18 protein-coding genes and 1 tRNA gene are annotated in these 18,606 nt (G+C 69.7%); 9 read left to right on the forward strand and 10 right to left on the reverse strand.

The window, feature by feature from the left end:
• The 3 genes from SSQG_RS39330 to SSQG_RS19555 all read left to right on the forward strand — a co-directional run.
• A partial coding sequence (locus SSQG_RS39330; RefSeq protein ID WP_425314996.1) for a glutamine amidotransferase-related protein occupies positions 1 to 199 on the forward strand: 199 nt, incomplete at its 5' end.
• Complete coding sequence (locus SSQG_RS19550) at positions 196 to 1,437, forward strand: class E sortase (protein WP_039933153.1); 1,242 nt, start codon at positions 196 to 198, stop codon at positions 1,435 to 1,437. The genes SSQG_RS39330 and SSQG_RS19550, both read left to right, overlap by 4 nt.
• Positions 1,438 to 1,450: 13 nt before the next feature.
• A complete protein-coding gene (locus tag SSQG_RS19555) occupies positions 1,451 to 2,203 on the forward strand; it encodes a class E sortase (protein ID WP_003991538.1) in 753 nt (250 codons plus the stop codon).
• A gap of 96 nt (positions 2,204 to 2,299) precedes the next feature.
• Here SSQG_RS19555 and SSQG_RS19560 read toward each other — a convergent pair whose 3' ends face one another.
• Positions 2,300 to 3,319, reverse strand: a complete 1,020-nt coding sequence (locus SSQG_RS19560; RefSeq protein ID WP_244299179.1) for a restriction endonuclease — start codon at positions 3,317 to 3,319, stop codon at positions 2,300 to 2,302.
• Positions 3,320 to 3,777: 458 nt separating this feature from the next.
• Here SSQG_RS19560 and SSQG_RS19565 point away from each other — a divergent pair, with 458 nt between their 5' ends.
• The 5 genes from SSQG_RS19565 (at position 3,778) to SSQG_RS19580 (ending at position 5,620) form a co-directional block, all read left to right on the forward strand.
• Positions 3,778 to 4,239, forward strand: coding sequence for a hypothetical protein (locus SSQG_RS19565; protein WP_039933157.1), 462 nt, complete (start codon positions 3,778 to 3,780; stop codon positions 4,237 to 4,239).
• A 140-nt stretch (positions 4,240 to 4,379) separates the two neighbouring features.
• A complete protein-coding gene (locus SSQG_RS19570) occupies positions 4,380 to 4,583 on the forward strand; it encodes a hypothetical protein (protein ID WP_039933159.1) in 204 nt (67 codons plus the stop codon).
• 58 nt (positions 4,584 to 4,641) lie between these two features.
• Positions 4,642 to 4,791: a hypothetical protein gene (locus SSQG_RS41420; protein ID WP_003991542.1), complete on the forward strand. Its 150-nt coding sequence runs from the start codon at positions 4,642 to 4,644 to the stop codon at positions 4,789 to 4,791.
• A 3-nt stretch (positions 4,792 to 4,794) separates the two neighbouring features.
• The gene (locus tag SSQG_RS19575; protein WP_052310309.1) at positions 4,795 to 5,328 is read left to right on the forward strand and encodes a hypothetical protein; all 534 of its coding nucleotides are present in this window, start codon (positions 4,795 to 4,797) and stop codon (positions 5,326 to 5,328) included.
• Positions 5,329 to 5,380: 52 nt separating this feature from the next.
• Entirely contained in the window at positions 5,381 to 5,620 is a 240-nt protein-coding gene (locus tag SSQG_RS19580) for a hypothetical protein (RefSeq protein WP_003991544.1), read from the forward strand.
• A 75-nt stretch (positions 5,621 to 5,695) separates the two neighbouring features.
• Here the strand turns inward: SSQG_RS19580 and SSQG_RS19585 are convergent, their stop codons facing one another.
• The 7 genes from SSQG_RS19585 to SSQG_RS19615 form a co-directional block, all read right to left on the reverse strand.
• Positions 5,696 to 6,061 (reverse strand): hypothetical protein, encoded by a 366-nt coding sequence (locus SSQG_RS19585; protein WP_158681063.1) that lies wholly within the window; start codon positions 6,059 to 6,061, stop codon positions 5,696 to 5,698.
• 199 nt (positions 6,062 to 6,260) lie between these two features.
• A complete protein-coding gene (gene pknB / locus SSQG_RS19590; RefSeq protein ID WP_003991547.1) occupies positions 6,261 to 8,279 on the reverse strand; it encodes a Stk1 family PASTA domain-containing Ser/Thr kinase in 2,019 nt (672 codons plus the stop codon).
• A 168-nt stretch (positions 8,280 to 8,447) separates the two neighbouring features.
• On the reverse strand, positions 8,448 to 9,926 hold the full coding sequence (locus tag SSQG_RS19595) for a peptidoglycan D,D-transpeptidase FtsI family protein (protein ID WP_003991548.1): 1,479 nt from the start codon (positions 9,924 to 9,926) through the stop codon (positions 8,448 to 8,450).
• The gene (locus SSQG_RS19600) at positions 9,923 to 11,365 is read right to left on the reverse strand and encodes an FtsW/RodA/SpoVE family cell cycle protein (protein WP_003991549.1); all 1,443 of its coding nucleotides are present in this window, start codon (positions 11,363 to 11,365) and stop codon (positions 9,923 to 9,925) included. The genes SSQG_RS19595 and SSQG_RS19600 overlap by 4 nt, the downstream gene beginning before the upstream one ends.
• Positions 11,366 to 11,392: 27 nt before the next feature.
• Positions 11,393 to 12,949 carry a Stp1/IreP family PP2C-type Ser/Thr phosphatase gene (locus tag SSQG_RS19605; RefSeq protein WP_003991550.1) on the reverse strand — a complete coding sequence of 519 codons (1,557 nt, stop codon included), beginning with the start codon at positions 12,947 to 12,949 and terminating at the stop codon, positions 11,393 to 11,395.
• 132 nt (positions 12,950 to 13,081) lie between these two features.
• Positions 13,082 to 13,591: an FHA domain-containing protein FhaB/FipA gene (locus tag SSQG_RS19610; RefSeq protein ID WP_003991551.1), complete on the reverse strand. Its 510-nt coding sequence runs from the start codon at positions 13,589 to 13,591 to the stop codon at positions 13,082 to 13,084.
• A 10-nt stretch (positions 13,592 to 13,601) separates the two neighbouring features.
• Positions 13,602 to 14,474 carry an FhaA domain-containing protein gene (locus SSQG_RS19615; protein ID WP_003991552.1) on the reverse strand — a complete coding sequence of 291 codons (873 nt, stop codon included), beginning with the start codon at positions 14,472 to 14,474 and terminating at the stop codon, positions 13,602 to 13,604.
• Between the two features lie 472 nt (positions 14,475 to 14,946).
• On the opposite strand from SSQG_RS19615, the gene SSQG_RS19620 reads away from it, so the two are divergent.
• Positions 14,947 to 15,030, forward strand: a tRNA-Leu gene (locus SSQG_RS19620).
• Positions 15,031 to 15,409: 379 nt separating this feature from the next.
• Here the strand turns inward: SSQG_RS19620 and SSQG_RS19625 are convergent.
• Both SSQG_RS19625 and SSQG_RS19630 read right to left on the reverse strand, forming a co-directional pair.
• Positions 15,410 to 17,848, reverse strand: a complete 2,439-nt coding sequence (locus SSQG_RS19625) for an ABC transporter permease (RefSeq protein WP_003991554.1) — start codon at positions 17,846 to 17,848, stop codon at positions 15,410 to 15,412.
• Positions 17,842 to 18,576 (reverse strand): ABC transporter ATP-binding protein, encoded by a 735-nt coding sequence (locus SSQG_RS19630; protein WP_003991555.1) that lies wholly within the window; start codon positions 18,574 to 18,576, stop codon positions 17,842 to 17,844. The genes SSQG_RS19625 and SSQG_RS19630 overlap by 7 nt, the downstream gene beginning before the upstream one ends.
• Positions 18,577 to 18,606 lie beyond the last annotated feature (30 nt).

Raw genomic sequence — 18,606 nt, forward strand, 5'->3', positions numbered from 1 at the left:
GGCCCGGACGCGGGACGGCATCGTCATGGGGCTGCGGCACCGGGAACTCCGGGTCGAGGGTGTGCAGTTCCACCCCGAGTCGGTGCTGACCGAGCACGGGCACCGGATGCTGGCCAACTGGCTGGTGGAGTGCGGCGACCAGGGTGCGGTGGAGAGGTCGGCCGGGCTCGCCCCGGTGGTGGGCAGGGCCACGGCGTGACGGCGCTGCGCCCCGAGCGCGAGTCCGACACCTCGTACGGGCAGCAGTCGTACGGGGTGCCGGGTGCGTTCGAGGACTGGCCGGCGGGTGGGGAGTACGGGGCTTCTCCGCAGCCGGAAGCGCAGCCGCAGCCTGGGTCGTACGCGCCTCGGCCTGAGTCGTACGCGCCTCAGTCAGAGTCGTACGCGCCTCAGCCTGGGTCGTACGTGTCCCAGCCGGAGCCGTACTCGGCGTCGTACGAGCCGCTTCCGGACGGGTCACTTCCGGACGAGTCACTTCCGGGTGAGTCGTATCTGCCGCCTGTCGACGAGGAGACGGTGGCGCTGCGGATACCGGATCCGCCGCCCTCGGGCAGCGACGCCGTGTCGGGTTCTCCGGCCTCTTCCGCCACGCGGCGCGACGATCCCTCCCAGGGCGGCCGGGCGGCCCGCAGAAAGGCCGCCAAGCGCCGTCACGGGCGTCATGGTGGCGCTCCGGACACCGGTCCGGCTCCGGAGGGGGCTCGGGAGGAGCGGCGGGCGCCGCTGTCGCGGGTCGAGGCGAGGCGGCAGGCGCGGGCGCGCAAGCCGAGTCCGGCGGTGGTGGCCAGCCGGGCGATCGGTGAGGTGTTCATCACCACCGGGGTGCTGATGCTGCTGTTCGTCACCTACCAGTTGTGGTGGACGAACGTCCGTGCGCACGCGCAGGCGGGCAGCGAGGCGAGCAGCCTCCAGAACGACTGGGCGAGCGGCAAGCGCAATCCGGGGGCCTTCGAGCCGGGGCAGGGTTTCGCCATCCTGCACATCCCGAAGCTGGATGTGGTGGTGCCGATCGCCGAGGGGACCAGCAACAAGGGAGTGCTGGACCGGGGCATGGTCGGTCATTACGCCGAGGGCGCGCTGAAGACCGCGATGCCCGGTGACAAGTCGGGGAACTTCGGGCTCGCGGGTCATCGCAACACGCACGGTGAGCCGTTCCGGTACATCAACAAGCTCTCTCCGGGCGATCCGATCGTCGTGGAGACGCAGGACGAGTACTACGTCTACAAGATGTCGTCCATCCTGCCGGTGACCTCGCCGAGCAACACGAGCGTCCTGAATCCCGTCCCCACGGGCTCGGGATTCACCGAGCCCGGCCGGTACATCACGCTGACCACGTGCACGCCGGAGTTCACCAGCAAGTACCGGATGATCGTCTGGGGCAAGATGGTCGAGGAACGGCCGCGCAGCAAGGGCAAGCCGGATGCGCTCGTCAGTTAAGGGCAGATGACCAGTGGCAGCGACCACCGACACCGAGCACGAAGAGCACACCGGCGCGGCGGCGTCCCGGCCGTCGGCGGTACGGCGCCGTCCCGGGCCGATCGCGATGGCGGTCAGTGTCTTCGGGGAACTCCTCATCACCGCGGGCCTGGTGCTGGGCCTGTTCGTCGTCTACTCGCTGTGGTGGACGAACGTGGTCGCGGACCGTGCGGCCGGGAAGCAGGCCGACAAGGTCCGTGACGGCTGGGCGCACGGCCGGGGTGAGCCCGGGGCGCTGGACACCAAGAACGGCATCGGTTTCCTGCATGTGCCGGCCATGAAGAACGGTGAGGTCCTCGTCGAGAAGGGCACGTCGAGCAAGATCCTCAATGACGGTGTCGCCGGTTACTACACCGACCCCGTCAAGTCGGCCCTCCCCATGTCGGGCAAGACCGGCAACTTCGCCCTCGCCGCCCACCGTGACGGTCATGGTGCCAAGTTCCACAACATCGACAAGATGAGGAAGGGCGACCCGATCGTCTTCGAGACGAAGGACAAGTGGTACGTCTACAAGGTCTACGACATCCTTCCCGAGACCTCGAAGTACAACGTCAAGGTGCTCTCGGCGGTCCCGAAGGAGTCCGGCAAGAAGAAGCCGGGCCACTTCATCACCCTGACGACCTGCACGCCGGTGTACACGAGCACGTACCGCTACGTGGTGTGGGGTGAGCTGGAGCGGGTGCAGAAGGTCGACAGCGAGCGGACACCGCCGAAGGAGCTGCTCTGACTGCCCTTCTTGTGGGAGATCAGTCGCTACCATGACGAAAGGCCCGAAGCCGCAACCTTCTTTTGCGGCTTCGGGCCTTTTGTGGCAGTCCGGTTGTCACTCCAGGACGGTGAGCGCCGTCCCGGCGCTCCACTCCTCCAGCAGCCCACGGTGTACGGCGGTGATGCCGCTCTCAGCCGCGATGTTCAGGGCGTCGCGGGTGAAGGGGCATGTCGCCACGAACAGGGATACCTCGGAGTCGTGCAGGACCTTGGCAGCGCCGATGAACTTCTGGACTTCGGGGCTGGTGATGGAGAGGTGGGGCGCGAACCTCTTGCACTGGACGACGAGGCGCCGCCCGCCGGCGGTGAGCGCGGTGATGTCGATGCCGCGGTCCCGCCCGCCGCCTTGCACGATGACGTTGGTGCAGCCGTCGCGGCGCAGCAGCTCGGCGACGTGTTCTTCGAATTCGCGTCCGTTCATGGCGTCCATGGAGGCCATGACTCCGGCGAGGGGGCGGTCTTCTCGTGGGGCTTCCAGCCGCTGCAGGCGGGCGTGGTGGTGGCGGAGCCGTTTCTCGATGCGCTGGACGCCTGCCCGGAGGGCGATGAGTTCTCGGCGGTGTTCGCCTGAGGTTTCGATCAGGGCGTTGAACATGGGGACGACGGTCTTGCCGAGGATGTGGGTGATGCGCTGGTCGATGCGGTCGTCGAGGGATGTGGTGTCGGCCGGGGCGGGGTTTTCCACAGGCTGTGTGCGGGCCAGGTACTCCATGTCGAGGAGGTAGACACGCACTTGACGTGCGACTTCGCTGTCTCGGAGCAGCATGGCGACGTTGAGGACGGCACGCCGGGAGAAGAGGGCGAGGGATCGGGTGCGGGACTGGATCCCACTGAGTTGCTTGAAGTCACTCAGTTCTGTACCTGTCAGAACTCGATACCCGCTCGCTTCCAGTTCCGCACGGTGATCGTGCACGAGAGCACGCAGGGCCTCTACCGTGACGCCGAAGTACGCCGCCACCATCGCCGTCGTCACATGCATCCCGTCCGGCAGCAGCGACAGGGCCTTGACCCTGTCGAGTACGTCCGTGCGGTCGAGCACGCTGCGGCGCAGGGTCTGCGATTCCAGCAGTGCCATTTCGTTGATCATGTTCTGCCCTTCGGCTCGGTCGGCGGGCAGAGTCTCGATTCCCCACCCCACCCGATGAACGAGTCATGAAATGTGAAGACACGATCGGGGGGCGTGTGAGTGTGCGATGAGGGCCGTGGCGGTGGTCGGTCTCGACGAAGAGGGTTAATTCCGGGGGGATTTCGCTCTTTCTTGGTAGGGTAATCGCACGGTTGACCACCTGGGGGGATGGGTTTTCTGTGGATGCCGCTGTGCTGTCATCGCCAAGATCATCGGCTGGCCCGATGGAAGCGGTCATCCTTTCTCCCCGGGCGTCGTCCCGGTCGGTGAGGCTGGTTCCTTCCTCGACGCCCCCGGGCGCGGCGTCGTAGCGCGCCTCATTCCTGCCGCGTTTTCTTGACCCCGTCCGCGGGTCCTTCCGTAATCCCGCATTTCCCGGAACACCTCCCTGTGTTGTGGCGTGTCAGGTGCACGCCAAGAAAGGTCTGCGCATGATCAAGAAGTCGTTGGCTGCCGGTATCTCGGCCATGAGTGCCGCCGCTCTCCTCGGCCTGGGCAGCGCCCCGGCCGAGGCCGCGGACAACCCGTGCGGCGGCCCTTACCAGACCATCGCCTACGTCGACGGACGCCTCCCGGGCGACGGCGGCGACGACGACGGCAGCATGGTCGCCTACGCGGGCGGCACCGGCTACCTGTGCGTCGTCTTCTACAACGAGACGCCGGGCGGCGCGAACAGGATGTACTTCAACGTCTGCCCGGGCAAGGTGAGCGGTCCCGGATGCGGCACCGACGACGGCAAGTACGCGACGTACGCCGGTCCGATCAGGATCGAGGACACGGGGTGCTTCACCGCCGCCTACAAGATGCGGAACGAGGCGGACACCACCTGGCTCATCAGCGGCAAGCGCAGCTACGGACCGCGCTGCTGACGCGTGACGCGTGACGCGTGACGCGTGGGTGGGGCGTGGGTGGGGCTGTCACCGTCCCACCCACGCCCACCGCCCCCGACCGCACCGGCTCCCCGTCTCCGCGCCACGCCTTCTGTCACGCCAGGCCCGCCACACCCGGTGTGTCGTCCTCGTTCGGTTTCGAGGACCTCATCGAGGACGCGGACGGCTACCTGATCGCCCGCGCGGTCCGCAACAACAAGACCACCGTCGACGCGGTCAAGGACCACTACCAGAAGGACGGCGGGCTGCGTCGCTTCAACAACTACTCGCCCAGCGCTGGGGGAACGCGACCGACTGCAAGGACTCCGCGCACAACGCGCTGACCGCTCCGACACCGTCCTGGGGCCCGCCCGTAAGCAGCTCATCAGTCTCAAGGGCGCCGTGCTGCCGGCGGTCTACCAGAATGCGCCGGGTGGACTCGACAAGCTCCAGAGGTTCGAGCAGGGATTCGTGGACGCGCTCCTCGCCCGCATGGGCATGGAGAAGAGCAAGGCGGTGCGCAGCCGGGCCGCGCGTTCCGCCAAGGACTGAGTCATGACCGGCGGGAACAAGTCCCTCCGGCCGGAACGGGTCGCCTACCTGGCCGGACTGGCGGTGATGGGCGTCGCGCTGCTGTTCCTCCTCGGTGCCGGCGGCGTCGTCGTGGCGTCGGTGGTGGGGGTGCTGTGTATCGGCATGGTCGCGGGAGGCCGTAGCGGTGTCCGGGCCGTGCGGGCCGGCAGGTGGGGGCGGCCCGGGACCTGGCTGTCCCTGGGCGTGGCCTGTGTGTCCACCGGTGTCGTCGGATTCGCGGTGGCTTATCTGATCGGGATCTTCTCCGGCGGCCTGGACGTCCAGGAGGCCTGTGTCCACGGGCATGGTGTCCGCTACGACGACGCCTTCCGGAAAGCGCACGCGGACGAGTCCAACCGTTGGTTCCCGCTGCACAGCAAGTGCAACGAGGACTTCGACCTGGTTCCCGCCTGGGTCAACCCCGCCATTGTGTTCTTCGTGCTGCTGGCGGCGATCGGCGTGCTGTGTCTCGCTGCCGCAGTGGTGACGGCTCTGAGGACAAGGAGAGACAGATGAAGATGGGTGACCTGACGAGGCGTCGTTTCGCCGGTGCCACTGTCGGCGTGGCGTGGTGCGGGACATCCTCGCCGAGCTGGACGGTGTCGTCCGCTGGGGCGGTGACTTCACAGCGGCGAAGGAGTCCCACTTCGAGATCGGCGTCAAGCCGGGGCACCCGCGGCTGAAGGGCGTTGTCCGGAAGATCCTCGGCTGGGAGGAAGGCCCCGGGGACCAGGGAGCGGGGGCGACGGACGCGTTCGACCCCGAGCGGCGCGGCAGAGCCCGCTCGTTCGCGCGGCGCGCGGCCTAGCGGGACACGGAGAAGGGCCGGGCCGCAGGTCCTGCGGTCCGGCCCTTCTTCAACCACGCGTCACCGCGTCGCGGCTCAGGTGGTCAGGTTGTACTTGAAGCCGCTGAACTTGTCGCCGCTCTTGATGAGGGAGACGCGCACGCCGACCTTGATGTTCTCGGGCACCTGGCTCCCGAAGCACTTGTACTCGTGCGAGAGGGCGGGCTGCGTCGTCTTCAGTTCGGCGATCGTCTTGTAGTCGCTCATCCTGAAGAGGTGGATCTCGACGGCGTACCCGTCGCTCTGGTCGTCGTACACGGTCAGGCAGTCCCCGTCATGACCGAAAGCACCCTTGCCGCCCGGGTCCCAGTCCGTCGTGTAGACGAAGCCGCTGTTGGTTCCGGCGTTCGCCGTTCCCGACGCGAGGAAGGTCAGGGCGCAGGCAGCGCCCAGGGCGGCCACGATTCGCTTCTTGATGATTACCCCCATATGGTCATGTCGCGTTCAAGACGCGAACAAGGTGTGATCATAGACCAGCAATAGGCCACGCCTGTGGGCCTTTTGGGGTGGTGCCCGTCACTCCTTTTCGGCCACGCAGACGTACAGCAAGGCGCCCCGGCACTCTCAGTGCCGGGGCGCCTTGCTGTACGCGGTGGTGTGGTCAGTCCTCGTTGCGGCCGGTGAGGCCGCCGAAGATGCCGCCGTTGCCGCCGTTCCCGCCGTTGTTGTTGCCTCCGGCGCCGATGGTCTGCAGGGTGACCGTCGTGCCCGCCGGGTCGTCGACCTCCTGGTTGGGCTGGGGGTCCTGGCCGGCGACGAGGGCGTTGTCGCTCTGGTCGCTGCCGTTCGCGAACTGGATGTTCGTGAAGCCGGCCTGCGCGAGGGTCTGCTTGGCCTGGCCGACCGTCTGGCCGACGACCTGGGGCACGCGCGTCTTCTGCTTCTGCTTCTTGCCGATCTGGATGTTGACCGACGAGTTCTTGTCGACGGACGAGCCGGCCTGCGGCGTGGTCGCGATGACCTTGCCGACCTGGTTGTCGTCCTGGGTGTCGACCTCGGTGCAGTTGCCCACCAGGTCGTTGGCGGTCATCTGCGCCTTGGCCTGGTCGCAGCTCTGGCCGACCACGTCCGGGACGGTGGACTTCGCCTCGGCCTTGGCGATGGTGAGGGTGATGGTGGACCCCTTCTCCACTTCTTCGCCCAGGGTCGGGTTCTGCTCGAGGACTGTGCCGGGGTCCTCGGCGGACTCCTTCGACTCCGTCTTGACCTCGAACTGGTACTTGTCGCCCGTCAGCGTCGCCTTGGCGTCCTGCAGGCTGTCGCCGACGACACTCGGCACCGCCACCTTCGGCGCCCCGGTCGACACCACGAGGTTGATGGTGTCGCCCTTCTTGACCTTCACCCCGGCGTTCGGGTCCTGGTCGCAGATCTTGCCCTTGCTCTGGTTCTCGCAGGGCTTGTTGGTGGTGCTCAGCTTGAGATCGCTGTTCTTCGCCAGTTGTCTGGCGGTGGCCACCGTCTCGCCGACGAGGTTCGGAGCGGGAACCGTGTCGTTGCCGACCCCGTCGCCGCTGAACGCATAGCGACCGATCAGGATCGCGCCCACCAGCACCATGACGCCCGCCACCACCAGCAGTATCGTCGAGGTGTTGCCCTTGCGCTGCTGCCCGCGGCGCCGGTCCGGGCGGTCGTCGTAGCCGTAGCCGCCGTCGTCCGGGTTCATGGGGGGCAGCATCGAGGTGGCGCCCGCGCCGGAGTCCGCGCGCAGGGCCGTCGTCGGCTGGTCGTCGGGGTAGCCGCCGTAGCCCACCGAGCCCAACGCGGCCGTGGCCGCGACCGGCTGGCCGTCGAGGCAGGCCTCGATGTCGGCGCGCATCTCGTCGGCCGACTGGTAGCGGTAGTCCGGGTCCTTGACGAGCGCCTTCAGCACGATCGCGTCCATCTCGGGCGTGATCTCGGGGTCGAAGACGCTCGGCGACTGCGGCTCCTCCCGGACGTGCTGGTAGGCCACGGCCACCGGGGAGTCACCGACGAAGGGCGGGCGGACGGTCAGCAGTTCGTACAGCAGACAGCCGGTGGAGTACAGGTCGGACCGGGCGTCGACCTGCTCGCCCTTCGCCTGCTCCGGCGAGAGGTACTGGGCCGTGCCGATGACCGCCGCGGTCTGCGTCATCGTCATGCCGGAGTCGCCCATGGCGCGGGCGATGCCGAAGTCCATGACCTTGACCTGGCCGTTGCGCGTCAGCATGACGTTCGCGGGCTTGATGTCGCGGTGGACGATGCCGTTTCTGTGCGCGTACTCCAGGCCCTGGAGGATGCCGATGGTCATCTCCATGGCGCGCTCCGGCAGCAGCTTGCGGCCGGAGTGCAGCAGCTCACGGAGCGTCGAGCCGTCCACGTACTCCATGACGATGTACGGGATCGACACGTTGTCGATGTAGTCCTCGCCCGTGTCGTAGACCGCGACGATCGCGGGATGGTTGAGCGAGGCGGCCGACTGGGCCTCCCGGCGGAACCGGGCCTGGAAGGAAGGGTCGCGCGCGAGATCCGCGCGCAGCGTCTTCACCGCCACGGTGCGGCCGAGGCGGGTGTCATGCGCGAGGTAGACCTCCGCCATGCCACCACGCCCGAGCACCTGGCCCAGTTCGTACCGGCCGCCGAGGCGACGCGGCTCTTCCATAGCTACCTACCAGCCCTCTCCGTCGGTCCCGACCGCAAACTGCTGCGGCCGGAGGCTGCCGTCCGGGCCTACCGTACCCGGCTCGCTTTGTGTGACCTGGCCAAGCCCGTCAGCCGATACAGGACCGGTATCGCAACGTGCACCGATGTGAAACAGACGTGAGCGGGGTCACTTCTTGCTTTTGATGACCGCCTCCATCACGTTCCTCGCGATCGGCGCCGCGAGGCCGCCGCCGGAGATGTCGTCACGGACGGCCTTGTCGTCCTCGATCACGACCGCCACCGCCACCGGGGAGCTGCCGTCCTCGCCCTTGGCGTAGGAGATGAACCACGCGTAGGGGTTCTCCTTGTTGTCGACACCGTGCTGGGCGGTACCGGTCTTGCCGCCCACGGTGACGCCGGGGATCTGGGCGTTGGTGCCGGTGCCCTTCTGGACGACCGTCTCCATCATCGACTGCAGGATCTGGGCGTTGTCCGAGGACATCGGCTTGCTGAGCTCCTCGGGCTCGGTCTTCTCGATGGTGTCGACGCTGCGGGCCTGGAGCTCGTCGACCATGTACGGCTTCATCAGCGTGCCGTCGTTGGCGACGGCCGAGGCCACCATGGCCATCTGCAGCGGGGTCGCGGCGGTGTTGAACTGGCCGATCGACGACAGCGCGGTCTCCGACGGGTTCATGTCGTCGCCGAACACCGAGGCGTTGGCGCGCACCGGGGTGAAGTGCTCCTCGGTGAAGCCGAACTTCTTGGCCATCGCGAGCATCTTCTCGTTGCCGAGGTCGGAGCCGATCTTGCCGAACACGGTGTTGCAGGAGTACTGGAGCGCCGCCCGCAGGGTCGCGTTCTTGCAGGGGATGTTCCCCTCGTTCTTCAGCGGGGTCGTGGTGCCCGGCATGGTCCACGGCAGCGGCGTCTTGGTGTTCTGGTCCGCGTCCGTGTACAGCCCGTCCTCCAGCGCGGCGGCCGCGGTGAGCACCTTGAAGGTGGAACCCGGCGGGTAGGTCTCGCGCAGCGCCCGGTTGAGCGTCGGGTCGTCGGGGTTGTTCTTCTTCAGCAGCTTCTGCCAGGCCTTGGTGTCCGTCGTCGTGGAGTTCCCGGCGAAGGACGACGGGTCGTACGACGGGTAGGAGGCCAGGGCGAGGATCTTGCCGGTGGACGGCTCGATGGCGGCGACGGCGCCCTTGCCGCCCTGCCTCTTCAGACCGTCGTAGGCGGCCTTCTGGGCGGCGCCGTTCAGCGTCGTGACGACGTTGCCGCCCTCCTGCTTCTTACCCGTGAGCATGTCGAGGGTGTTGCGGAAGAAGAGCCGGTCGTCGTTGCCGGTGAGGATGCCGTCCTCGAGGTTCTCCAGCTGCGTGGCACCGAAGGCCTGCGAGGCGTAGCCGGTGACCGGCGCCCACATCGCGCCGTCCTTGTAGGTGCGCTTCCACTTGAAGTCGCTGCCCGACGTCTCCTTGGAGCCGGTGATCGGCTTGCCGTCGACGATGATGTCGCCCCGGGGGGAGGCGTACCGCTCGATGATGACGCGGCGGTTGTTCTTGTCGGTGCGCAGTTCGTCCGCCTGGACGTACTGGATCCAGTTGTCGCGGATGAGCAGGGCCAGGACCAGCAGGCCGCAGAAGATCGCGATCCGGCGCAGGGGTTTGTTCATGACGGGCGGACCACCTGGGTCATCTCGGCGTCGGGATTGCCGGCGGGAGCGGGCGCCGGTCGGCGTGCGGTGTCGCTGATGCGGAGCAGGATGCCGATCAGCGCCCAGTTGGCGATCACGGAGGATCCGCCGTAGGCGACGAACGGCAGCGTCATACCGGTCAGCGGGATGAGGCCCATGACACCGCCGGCCACGACGAAGACCTGGAGGCCGAAGGCGCCGGACAGGCCGACGGCCAGCAGCTTGCCGAACGGGTCGCGGGCCGCGAGGGCCGTGCGCACACCCCGCTCGACGATCAGGCCGTAGAGCAGCAGGATCGCCATGACGCCGGCGAGGCCCAGCTCCTCGCCGAAGGTGGCGAGGATGAAGTCGGAGTTGGCTGCGAAGCCGATGAGGTCGGAGTTGCCCTGCCCGAGGCCGGTGCCGAGGGTGCCGCCGGAGCCGAAGGCCCACAGGGCCTGCATGGCCTGCTCGGAGTGGACGACGCCGTCCTGGATGCCTGACCGGGAGAGTTTGAACTCGCGCGCCGGGTCGAGCCAGGCCTGCACACGCGTCTGGATGTGCGGCTCGAAACTCGCCACGCTTACGGCGCCGACCGCGGACATCAGCAGACCGAAGACGATCCAGCTGGTCCGCTCGGTGGCGACGTACAGCATGATGACGAACATCCCGAAGAACAGCAGGGACGTACCGAGGTCGGTCTCGAAGACCAGGATGAGGATCGAGATGACCCAGACGACGAGGATCGGACCGAGGTCGCGGCCGCGCGGCAGGTACAGGCCCATGAAGCGGCGGCTGGCCAGGGCCAGGGCATCGCGCTTGACCATGAGGTAGCCGGCGAAGAACACCGCCAGGACGATCTTCGCGAACTCACCGGGCTGGAGTGTGCCGAGGCCGGGGATCTTGATCCAGATCTTGGCGCCGTAGATGTTCGCGCCGAGTCCCGGCACGAGCGGCAGGATCAGCAGGAACAGCGCACCGGCCATGGAGATGTACGTGTAGCGCTGCAGGACGCGGTGGTCCTTCAGGAAGATCAGCACGGCCGCCAGCAGGGCGACACCCAACGCCGAGTACAGCAGCTGACGCGGTGCGGCCTCGGCGTAGTTGCTGAGTCGCTTGGACTGGTCCAGACGCCAGATGACGACCAGACCGAGCCCGTTCAGCAGCGTCGCGATCGGCAGCATCAGGGGGTCCGCGTACGGCGCGAACTTCCGTACGACGAGATGGCCGACGCCCGCGAGCAGGCCGAGGCCGAGCCCGTAGCTCAGCAGGCCGGGGGGCACCGAGTCGTTGATGGCCAAGCCGACGTTGGCATAGGCGAACACCGGAATGACAACGGCGAACACCAGCAGCGCGAGCTCGGTGTTGCGGCGGCTCGGCGCACCGATCGCGCCGATCGTGGACGTGTGGTGCGTCGGCGAGTTCGTAGTACTGCTCATCGTGTGACGGGGCCTCTCACGGCTTGCCTACTGCTTACCGCACAGCGAGACGACCTTCTGCTCTTCCTCCGAGAGGCTGGGGCCGGGGCTGGGAGTGGGTGCGGTCGTGGTCGGGGGCGTGGACTTCTCAGGCGTCGTCGGTGAGCCCGACGGGTTCGACGGGTTCGGTGTCGGTGTGGCCTTGGACGTGAAGGAGGCGGGAGTGGTTCCCGTGGTGCCCCCGGCCTCGCCTTGGCCGGTTTTGGAGTTGTTCCGGCTCTCGGCCTCGCGCCGCTGCGCCTGCTTCTTGCATGCGGAGGCCTGCACGGACAGTTCCTCGATCTTCGCCTGGGCGTTCTTCAGCCCGCCCTCGGCGATGGTCGCCTCGATCAGCTTCTGCTGGTAGGGCGGGAGGTACTTGAGTTCGATCTCGGGGTGGTCCTTCTCGACCTTCGAGAGGGAGACCCAGGCCAGGTCCTGGCTGATGCCCCGGTAGAGCGCGACGTGCTCCTCCTCGGCGCCGACGTAGTACTGCGTCTGCGTCCAGCGCCAGCCGCCGTACAGACCGCCGCCGACGACGGCCAGTGCCAGGGCGCCGTAGAACGATCTCTTCAGCCACCTGCCGCGCTTCTTGGGCTTGACGAAGTCGTCGTCGCCGTAGTCGAAGCCGGCCGCCGGGACGAAGCCGGTGGTGTCGCCGGAGCCGGGCGGGCCGAACTCGCCGCCCCCGCCGCCGTGGCCGTGGCCCTGGCGGCCGAGGCCGGAGGCGCGGCCGGCGGGGGTCTGCATGATGCCGTTGTCGTGCAGCTGGTGCTGGTTCTCGGCGACGGCGCCGACCACGACGGGGGTGTCGGACAGCTGGCCCGCGAGGGTGTCGCCGGTGTCCAGGTCGAGGACGTCGGCGACGATGACGGTGATGTTGTCGGGGCCGCCGCCGCGCAGCGCCAGCTCGATCAGGTTCTGGACGGTCTCCTGGGGGCCCTGGTAGCTGGCGAGGGTGTCCTCGAGGGTCTGGTGGGAGACCACGCCGGACAGGCCGTCGGAGCAGATCAGGTAGCGGTCGCCGGCGCGGACCTCGCGGATCGACAGGTCCGGCTCGACGTGGTCGCCCGAGCCGAGTGCCCGCATCAGCAGCGAGCGCTGCGGGTGGGTCGTGGCCTCTTCCTCGGTGATGCGGCCCTCGTCGACCAGGCGCTGCACCCAGGTGTGGTCCTGGGTGATCTGCGTGAGGACGCCGTCCCGCAGGAGGTAGGCGCGGGAGTCGCCGACGTGGACCAGGCCGAGGCGCTGGCCGGTCCACAGCAGCGCGGTCAGGGTGGTGCCCATGCCCTCCAGCTGCGGGTCCTCCTCGACCATGGAGCGCAGCTGGTCGTTGGCGCGCTGGACAGCGGTGCCGAGGGAGGTGAGGACGTCGGAGCCGGGGACGTCGTCGTCGAGCGCGACGATGGTGGAGATGGCCTCGGAGGAGGCGACCTCACCGGCCGCGGCGCCCCCCATGCCGTCGGCGATGGCGAGCAGGCGCGGGCCGGCGTAACCGGAGTCCTCGTTGCCCTCCCGGATCATCCCCTTGTGCGATCCGGCGGCGAAGCGCAGGGACAGACTCATGCGCACCTCGCCCGTCGGCTCCGGGTACAGCCGGTCGTGTCGAGCCACACTGCCCACCCTCCGGTCGGGAGCGCGCCGGGGCCCGGGGTGGTGCCCGCCACTGCGTGCTCGCTCCGCTCGCTCATTTTCGTACTACTTCCGCAGCTCGATGACGGTCTTGCCGATGCGGATCGGCGCGCCCAGCGCAATCGGTGTGGGAGTCGTCAGCCGGTTCCGGTCCAGGTACGTGCCGTTGGTGGAGCCGAGGTCCTCGACGATCCACTGGCCGTCGCGGTCCGGGTAGATCCTGGCATGGCGGCTGGAGGCGTAGTCGTCGTCCAGCACGATCGTCGAGTCGTGCGCCCGGCCCAGGGTGATGGTCTGGCCCTGGAGCGCGACCGTGGTGCCGGTGAGTGTGCCTTCGGTCACGACCAGCTTGGTGGGGGTGTTACGGCCGCGTCTGCCGCCGGCGGACTGCTGGCGCTGCTGTGGCGGCGCCTGGCGGGCGGCCTGCTGCTGCCGTCCGGCCTCGCGGCGCGATCCGCGCTGCGTGACACGCGTACCGAACAGGTCGCTCCGGATGACCTGCACGGCCACGATCACGAACAGCCACAGTACGGCCAGGAAACCCAGCCGCATGACCGTGAGGGTCAGCTCTGACATTGCCCCCGCTTCACCCTTCGGCTTGCCGGTAAATGATGGTGGTGCTGCCCACGACGATCCGCGAGCCGTCGCGGAGCGTAGCGCGGGTGGTGTGCTGCCCGTCCACCACGATGCCGTTGGTGGATCCGAGATCCTGGATCGTCGAGGGCGTTCCGGTCCGGATCTCGCAGTGCCGGCGGGAGACGCCGGGGTCGTCGATCCGCACGTCGGCGTCGGTGCTGCGGCCCAGTACCAGCGTCGCGCGAGAGATCTGGTGGCGGGTGCCGTTGATCTCGATCCAGTGGCGGGTACGTCCGCCGGAGGCTGTGGGGGCGGCCGGGGGCCGCTGGCCGCCCGCGGGCTGCGGGTAGCCGTATCCGCCGGGGCGGCCGCCGGGCGGCGGCGCGGACGGCATGGGCGGGGCGCCGGCGGGGGCGGCGGGCTGCGGGTAGCCGTAGCCGCCGGGGCGTGCGCCCTGCGGGGCCGCGGGCGCGGCGGCGCCGCCTTCCGGGCCGCCCTGCTGGCTGCTGGAGGAGGCGAGCGTACGGCTGCGCACCCGGTACAGGCCGGTGTCGAGGTCCTCCGCCTTCTCCAGGTGCACCTTGATCGGGCCCATGAAGGTGTAGCGCTGCTGCTTGGCGTAGTCGCGCACCATGCCGGCGAGCTCGTCGCCGAGCTGGCCGGAGTAGGGGCTGAGCCGCTCGAAGTCCGGTGTGCTCAGCTCGACGATGAAGTCGTTGGGCACGACCGTGCGGTCACGGTTCCAGATGGTGGCGTTGTTGTCGCACTCGCGCTGGAGCGCGCCGGCGATCTCGACGGGCTGGACCTCGGACTTGAACACCTTGGCGAAGGTGCCGTTGACCAGACCTTCGAGACGCTGCTCGAACTTCTTCAGGACTCCCATGGGGCACCTCCTCCGTCGCTGCCGTCCTGTGTACTGCCCTGCGGGCCACTTGCCTGGTACTGCTTACTGATCGTATCCACGCGCCGCTCGATCGGCTGGTTCCCCCTGTCAGGCCGGTCGACGGGTGTCGACGCATGACGAAGTTCCCTGTGGAGCTCTCCTTCGAACTCCTCCGGTGGTACTGCTGCGCGCAACCGCTTCGTGTACTCCTCGCAAGGATCGTAGAGGCGGCTGTGGACCAGTGTCCCGCACCCGACTGTGGACCCGGACCGCCTCCTGGGGAGACAGGCGGTACCGGTACGAGGTTGATACGTGAAGCGGTACGCGTTGATACGTGGCCAGGACACCGAAGGTTCGGCGGGGCTCCTGCCTGCGGAAGAAGGGATGTGAACCCACCCCGTCCAGCGTGCTAATGTTCTGGGTGTCGGAAGGCGCCAGCCCCCAAGGGGCCAACGCCCAGGACACACCCAATGCGCGGGTGGCGGAATAGGCAGACGCGCTGGATTCAGGTTCCAGTGCCCGCAAGGGCGTGGGGGTTCAACTCCCCCCTCGCGCACAGTGAGACACGGGTCCCTGCAGGTGACGGAAGTCACCGCAGGGGCCCGTTTCTCGTGCGGTTTCGGTGGTTGTGAGGGATGGCACAGCCTGGTCAGGGTGAGTGCAGGCCCGCCCGGGCGTGAGCTATCTCACCGGTGCCGACCTCGGGCCGCACCAGCCGGAGGACGCTGCCGTGGTCGTGGGAGCGGGACGGGTGGTCCCGGTGGTACCTCGGTACCGCTCGCGCCCCGAAGGTTCCCCTCCGGTCCCAGAGTCCCGGCCCGCCGCGCTCCTGGCTTCGGAGCCAGATCTCGCGGCATGTCCGCCGCCCGGTCCGAGTGCGCGGCCAGGCGCAGGGGCTCGCCGCCGCGGTCCGTACGTGAGGGTGTCGCGGTGCGTCACTCCCTCACACCCGCCAGTTCCACCGGGCGGCGGCGCAGGGCGAGGGCGGCCGGGGCGATCGCGGAGGTCACGGCGAGGACGGCGCAGGCCGCCGTCGTCATGCCCAGGGCCTGCCACGGCAGTGTGATGGTGGCCGGGGCCGACAGCAGGGCGAGGGCGCTTCCCATCCCGGCCAGGTTGACGGCGGCGACCAGGAGGCCGAGGAGCGCACCGGCCGCCACCACCGCCAGGGCCTCCGCGCCGGTCATCCGCAGCACCTGCCACCGGGTGGCCCCGGCCAGCCGCAGCGCCGCCAGGTCGCGGACCCGGTCGGACGTCGCCATGACCATGGTGTTGGACACCGAGATGCCCGTGTAGAGCAGGGCGATGCCGAGGACCAGCAGGAGGCCGAGGCGGGTGGTGCGGTTGGTGCCGGGGTGGCTGTCCCGGATCCACTGGTCCCGGGTGAGGACCTGCCCGTTCCCGGCGCCGAGCGCCGTGCGCAGGGCGGTGGCCACGGTTCCCGGATCGGCCCCGGCGGCCAGGGCCACGTCCACCCGGTCGACCGTGGCGCCGGGGGCGTTGCGCGGGGTGACGTAGACGCCGTTGTTGCCCGTGCCGGTGGTCATCACCGCGGCGATCCGCAGGGTGCGCGGCGTCCCGTCGCCGAGCCACACCCGGACCCGTTCGCCCACCCGGTGCCGCTGCCATTCCTCGTTGACGATGATCGACTCGTCGTCGAGGCCGCCCACCTCTCCGGCGGCCAGCGGCAGACGCGTGGTGGCCGCCAGCGGGCCGGGGGCCGCGGCTCGCGCCTCGGAGCGCACCAGGGCCACGCCGTCCTCCAGGACGTGGACGGCCGTCGAGGACGAGGGCGAGACCACCGTGCCCGGAACCGCCCGCAGCTTGCGCAGGGTGGTGTCGTCGAAGCCCGTTCCGCCCGCCGGGGTCACGACGAAGGCGGCGGTGGTGCGCTCGTCCGTCTCGGCGGCCCTCGCCCCGTTCAGGGTCGCCGTGGCGCCGAGCAGGGAACCCGCGAGGGCGACCGTGACCAGGACGGGGGCCGCGAGGGCGGCGGTGCGGCGCACCCCGGCGGCGGCGTTCTCCCGCACCAGCAGGGCGCAGGCCCCCGGCAGCGGGGCGAGCAGCCTGACCAGGGGACGCAGCACGAGCGGGGAGAGCAGGGCGGCCGCGGTGATCAGCAGCATGGGGCGGCTGACGTAGGTCTTGCGGTGCAGCAGGTCGCCCGGGCCGCCGGTCAGGGCGAGGGCCAGGGTCACCGCGGCGGTCAGCAGCAGGGCCGTACCGCACAGCAGGCGGCCCCGGGGCAGGGTCGCGCTGTCCGCGGACGCCTCGCGCAGTGCCTCGGTGGGGCCGGTGCGGCCCGCCCGCCAGGAGGCCGCGGTCGCCCCGCACAGTGCGACGAGCAGGCCGGTCCAGAAGGCCGCGTGGTAGGGCCAGGTGTGGTGGCCCATGGTGAACCAGGCCGGGGCGAGGCCCTCGTCGGCCACCCACACGGCCAGCAGGGGTGCCCCGTAGGAGCCGAGTGCGCAGCCGGTGGCCGAGGCGAGCGCGCCGACGGCGAGGGCCTCGGCGAGGACGGTCCGGCGGATCTGGCCCGGGCTCGCCCCGGCGGAGCGCAGCAGCGCGAACTCCCGGCGCCGCTGGGCGACCGCGAAGGCGAACGTCGAGGCCACGACGAAGACCGACACGAAGGCGGTGACGCCGCCCGCGGTGCCGAACAGGGCGTTCATCGCGGTGAGCGCCTCGGTGTCCCGGTCGGGGTCGGCGTCGGCGAGGCGGCGCGCGTCCCCGGTGAGGACCTGGGCGCTGTCCCGCACGGCCTCCCGCACGGCGGCCGGCTCGGCGTCGACGACCGGTTGATGGCTCACCGGCCGCAGCTTGGCGGCCCGCGCGTCGGTGAAGAACACGGCGTGCTCGAAGCCGCGCGAGGCGAGGGTGCCGACGACACGCAGTGGGCCCCGGTCGGTGTCGAGTCGCGCGCCGGGGCGCGTCCAGTCGCCGGTGACGGCCACCTCGCCCGCCGCGCGGGGCGCCCGGCCGGCGGCGAGGCCGTACGGGGCGAACGCGGCGGTGGACCAGGGGTGGCCTACGAGGTCGGCGGGGCCGCCCTCGGCGCGCACGGCGAAGGACCGGTCCACGACGACCCGGCCCAGCTCTTTAAGGCGCGTGACGGCCGCCGCGGGCACCGGGCGCGGGTGGGCGAGCCGGGCCTCACGGTCGCCGATCGATGTGGGGACGCGCAGCGTGTCCGGTCCCTTGACGACGACCGGCGCCGCCGCGAAGCGTTCGGGTGCGCGCTGCGGGGGAGCGGCCGACGAGGCCAGGGCGAGGCCCGTCACGGTGAGCAGGGCCACGCCGAGCGCGAGCGCGACGAAGCTGCCGGTGAAGGTGACCCAGCGGGTGCGCAGGGTGCGCAGGGCGACGCTCAGCACGGGACGGCCTCCAGCCGGGTCATGCGCGCGGCGACGGCGTCGGCGCTCGGATCCGTCAACTCCCCGTGCACGCGCCCGTCGACGAGGAAGACCACGCGGTCGGCGAACGCGGCGGCCACCGGGTCGTGCGTGACCATGACGACCGTCCGGCCCTCGCGGTCGACCATGCCGCGCAGCAGCCCGAGCACCTCGTGGCCGGTCCGCGTGTCCAGGGCTCCGGTCGGCTCGTCGGCGAACAGCACCTCGGGCCGCGTGATCAACGCCCGGGCCAGGGCGACGCGTTGCTGCTGGCCGCCGGAGAGCCGGGCCGGTCTGTGCCGGGCCCGGTCGGCGAGGCCGACCTGCTCCAGCGCCTGGCGCACCCGGGCCTTCGGGACGCGGCGGCCGGCCAGGCGCAGGGGCAGGACCACGTTCTGCTCGGCGGTCAGCGAGGGCAGCAGGTTGAACGCCTGGAACACGAACCCGACGCGTTCGCGGCGCAGCAGGGTCAGCCGCCGCTCGCTCAGCCCGGTGATCTCGGTGCCGCCCACGGTGACCGACCCGGAGGTGGGCCGGTCCAGGCCGGCCGCGCACTGGAGCAGCGTCGACTTGCCGGAGCCGGAGGGGCCCATCACGGCGGTGAACGTCCCGGCGGGGAACGCCAGAGACACCCCGTCGAGTGCCCTCAGGGGGCCGTACGTCCTGGTGACCGAGTCCAGCCGGATGGCGTCGTGCGATGCGTGTGTCATGGCTTCCCCACCTCGTGTCGATGTCGGTTC

The sequence above is a fragment of the Streptomyces viridochromogenes DSM 40736 genome (assembly GCF_000158955.1).
Lineage (GTDB): Bacteria > Actinomycetota > Actinomycetes > Streptomycetales > Streptomycetaceae > Streptomyces > Streptomyces venetus.

Bases quoted from the DNA above. Each gene is read 5' to 3' on its own strand.
- SSQG_RS19610 (WP_003991551.1), bottom strand. From the start codon at position 13,591: ATGTCAGAGCTGACCCTCACGGTCATGCGGCTGGGTTTCCTGGCCGTA.
- SSQG_RS19560 (WP_244299179.1), bottom strand. From the start codon at position 3,319: ATGGCACTGCTGGAATCGCAGACCCTGCGCCGCAGCGTGCTCGACCGC.
- SSQG_RS19630 (WP_003991555.1), bottom strand. From the start codon at position 18,576: ATGACACACGCATCGCACGACGCCATCCGGCTGGACTCGGTCACCAGG.
- pknB (WP_003991547.1), bottom strand. From the start codon at position 8,279: ATGGAAGAGCCGCGTCGCCTCGGCGGCCGGTACGAACTGGGCCAGGTG.
- SSQG_RS19600 (WP_003991549.1), bottom strand. From the start codon at position 11,365: ATGAGCAGTACTACGAACTCGCCGACGCACCACACGTCCACGATCGGC.
- SSQG_RS19595 (WP_003991548.1), bottom strand. From the start codon at position 9,926: ATGAACAAACCCCTGCGCCGGATCGCGATCTTCTGCGGCCTGCTGGTC.
- SSQG_RS19605 (WP_003991550.1), bottom strand. From the start codon at position 12,949: ATGAGTCTGTCCCTGCGCTTCGCCGCCGGATCGCACAAGGGGATGATC.
- SSQG_RS19575 (WP_052310309.1), top strand. From the start codon at position 4,795: ATGACCGGCGGGAACAAGTCCCTCCGGCCGGAACGGGTCGCCTACCTG.
- SSQG_RS19615 (WP_003991552.1), bottom strand. From the start codon at position 14,474: ATGGGAGTCCTGAAGAAGTTCGAGCAGCGTCTCGAAGGTCTGGTCAAC.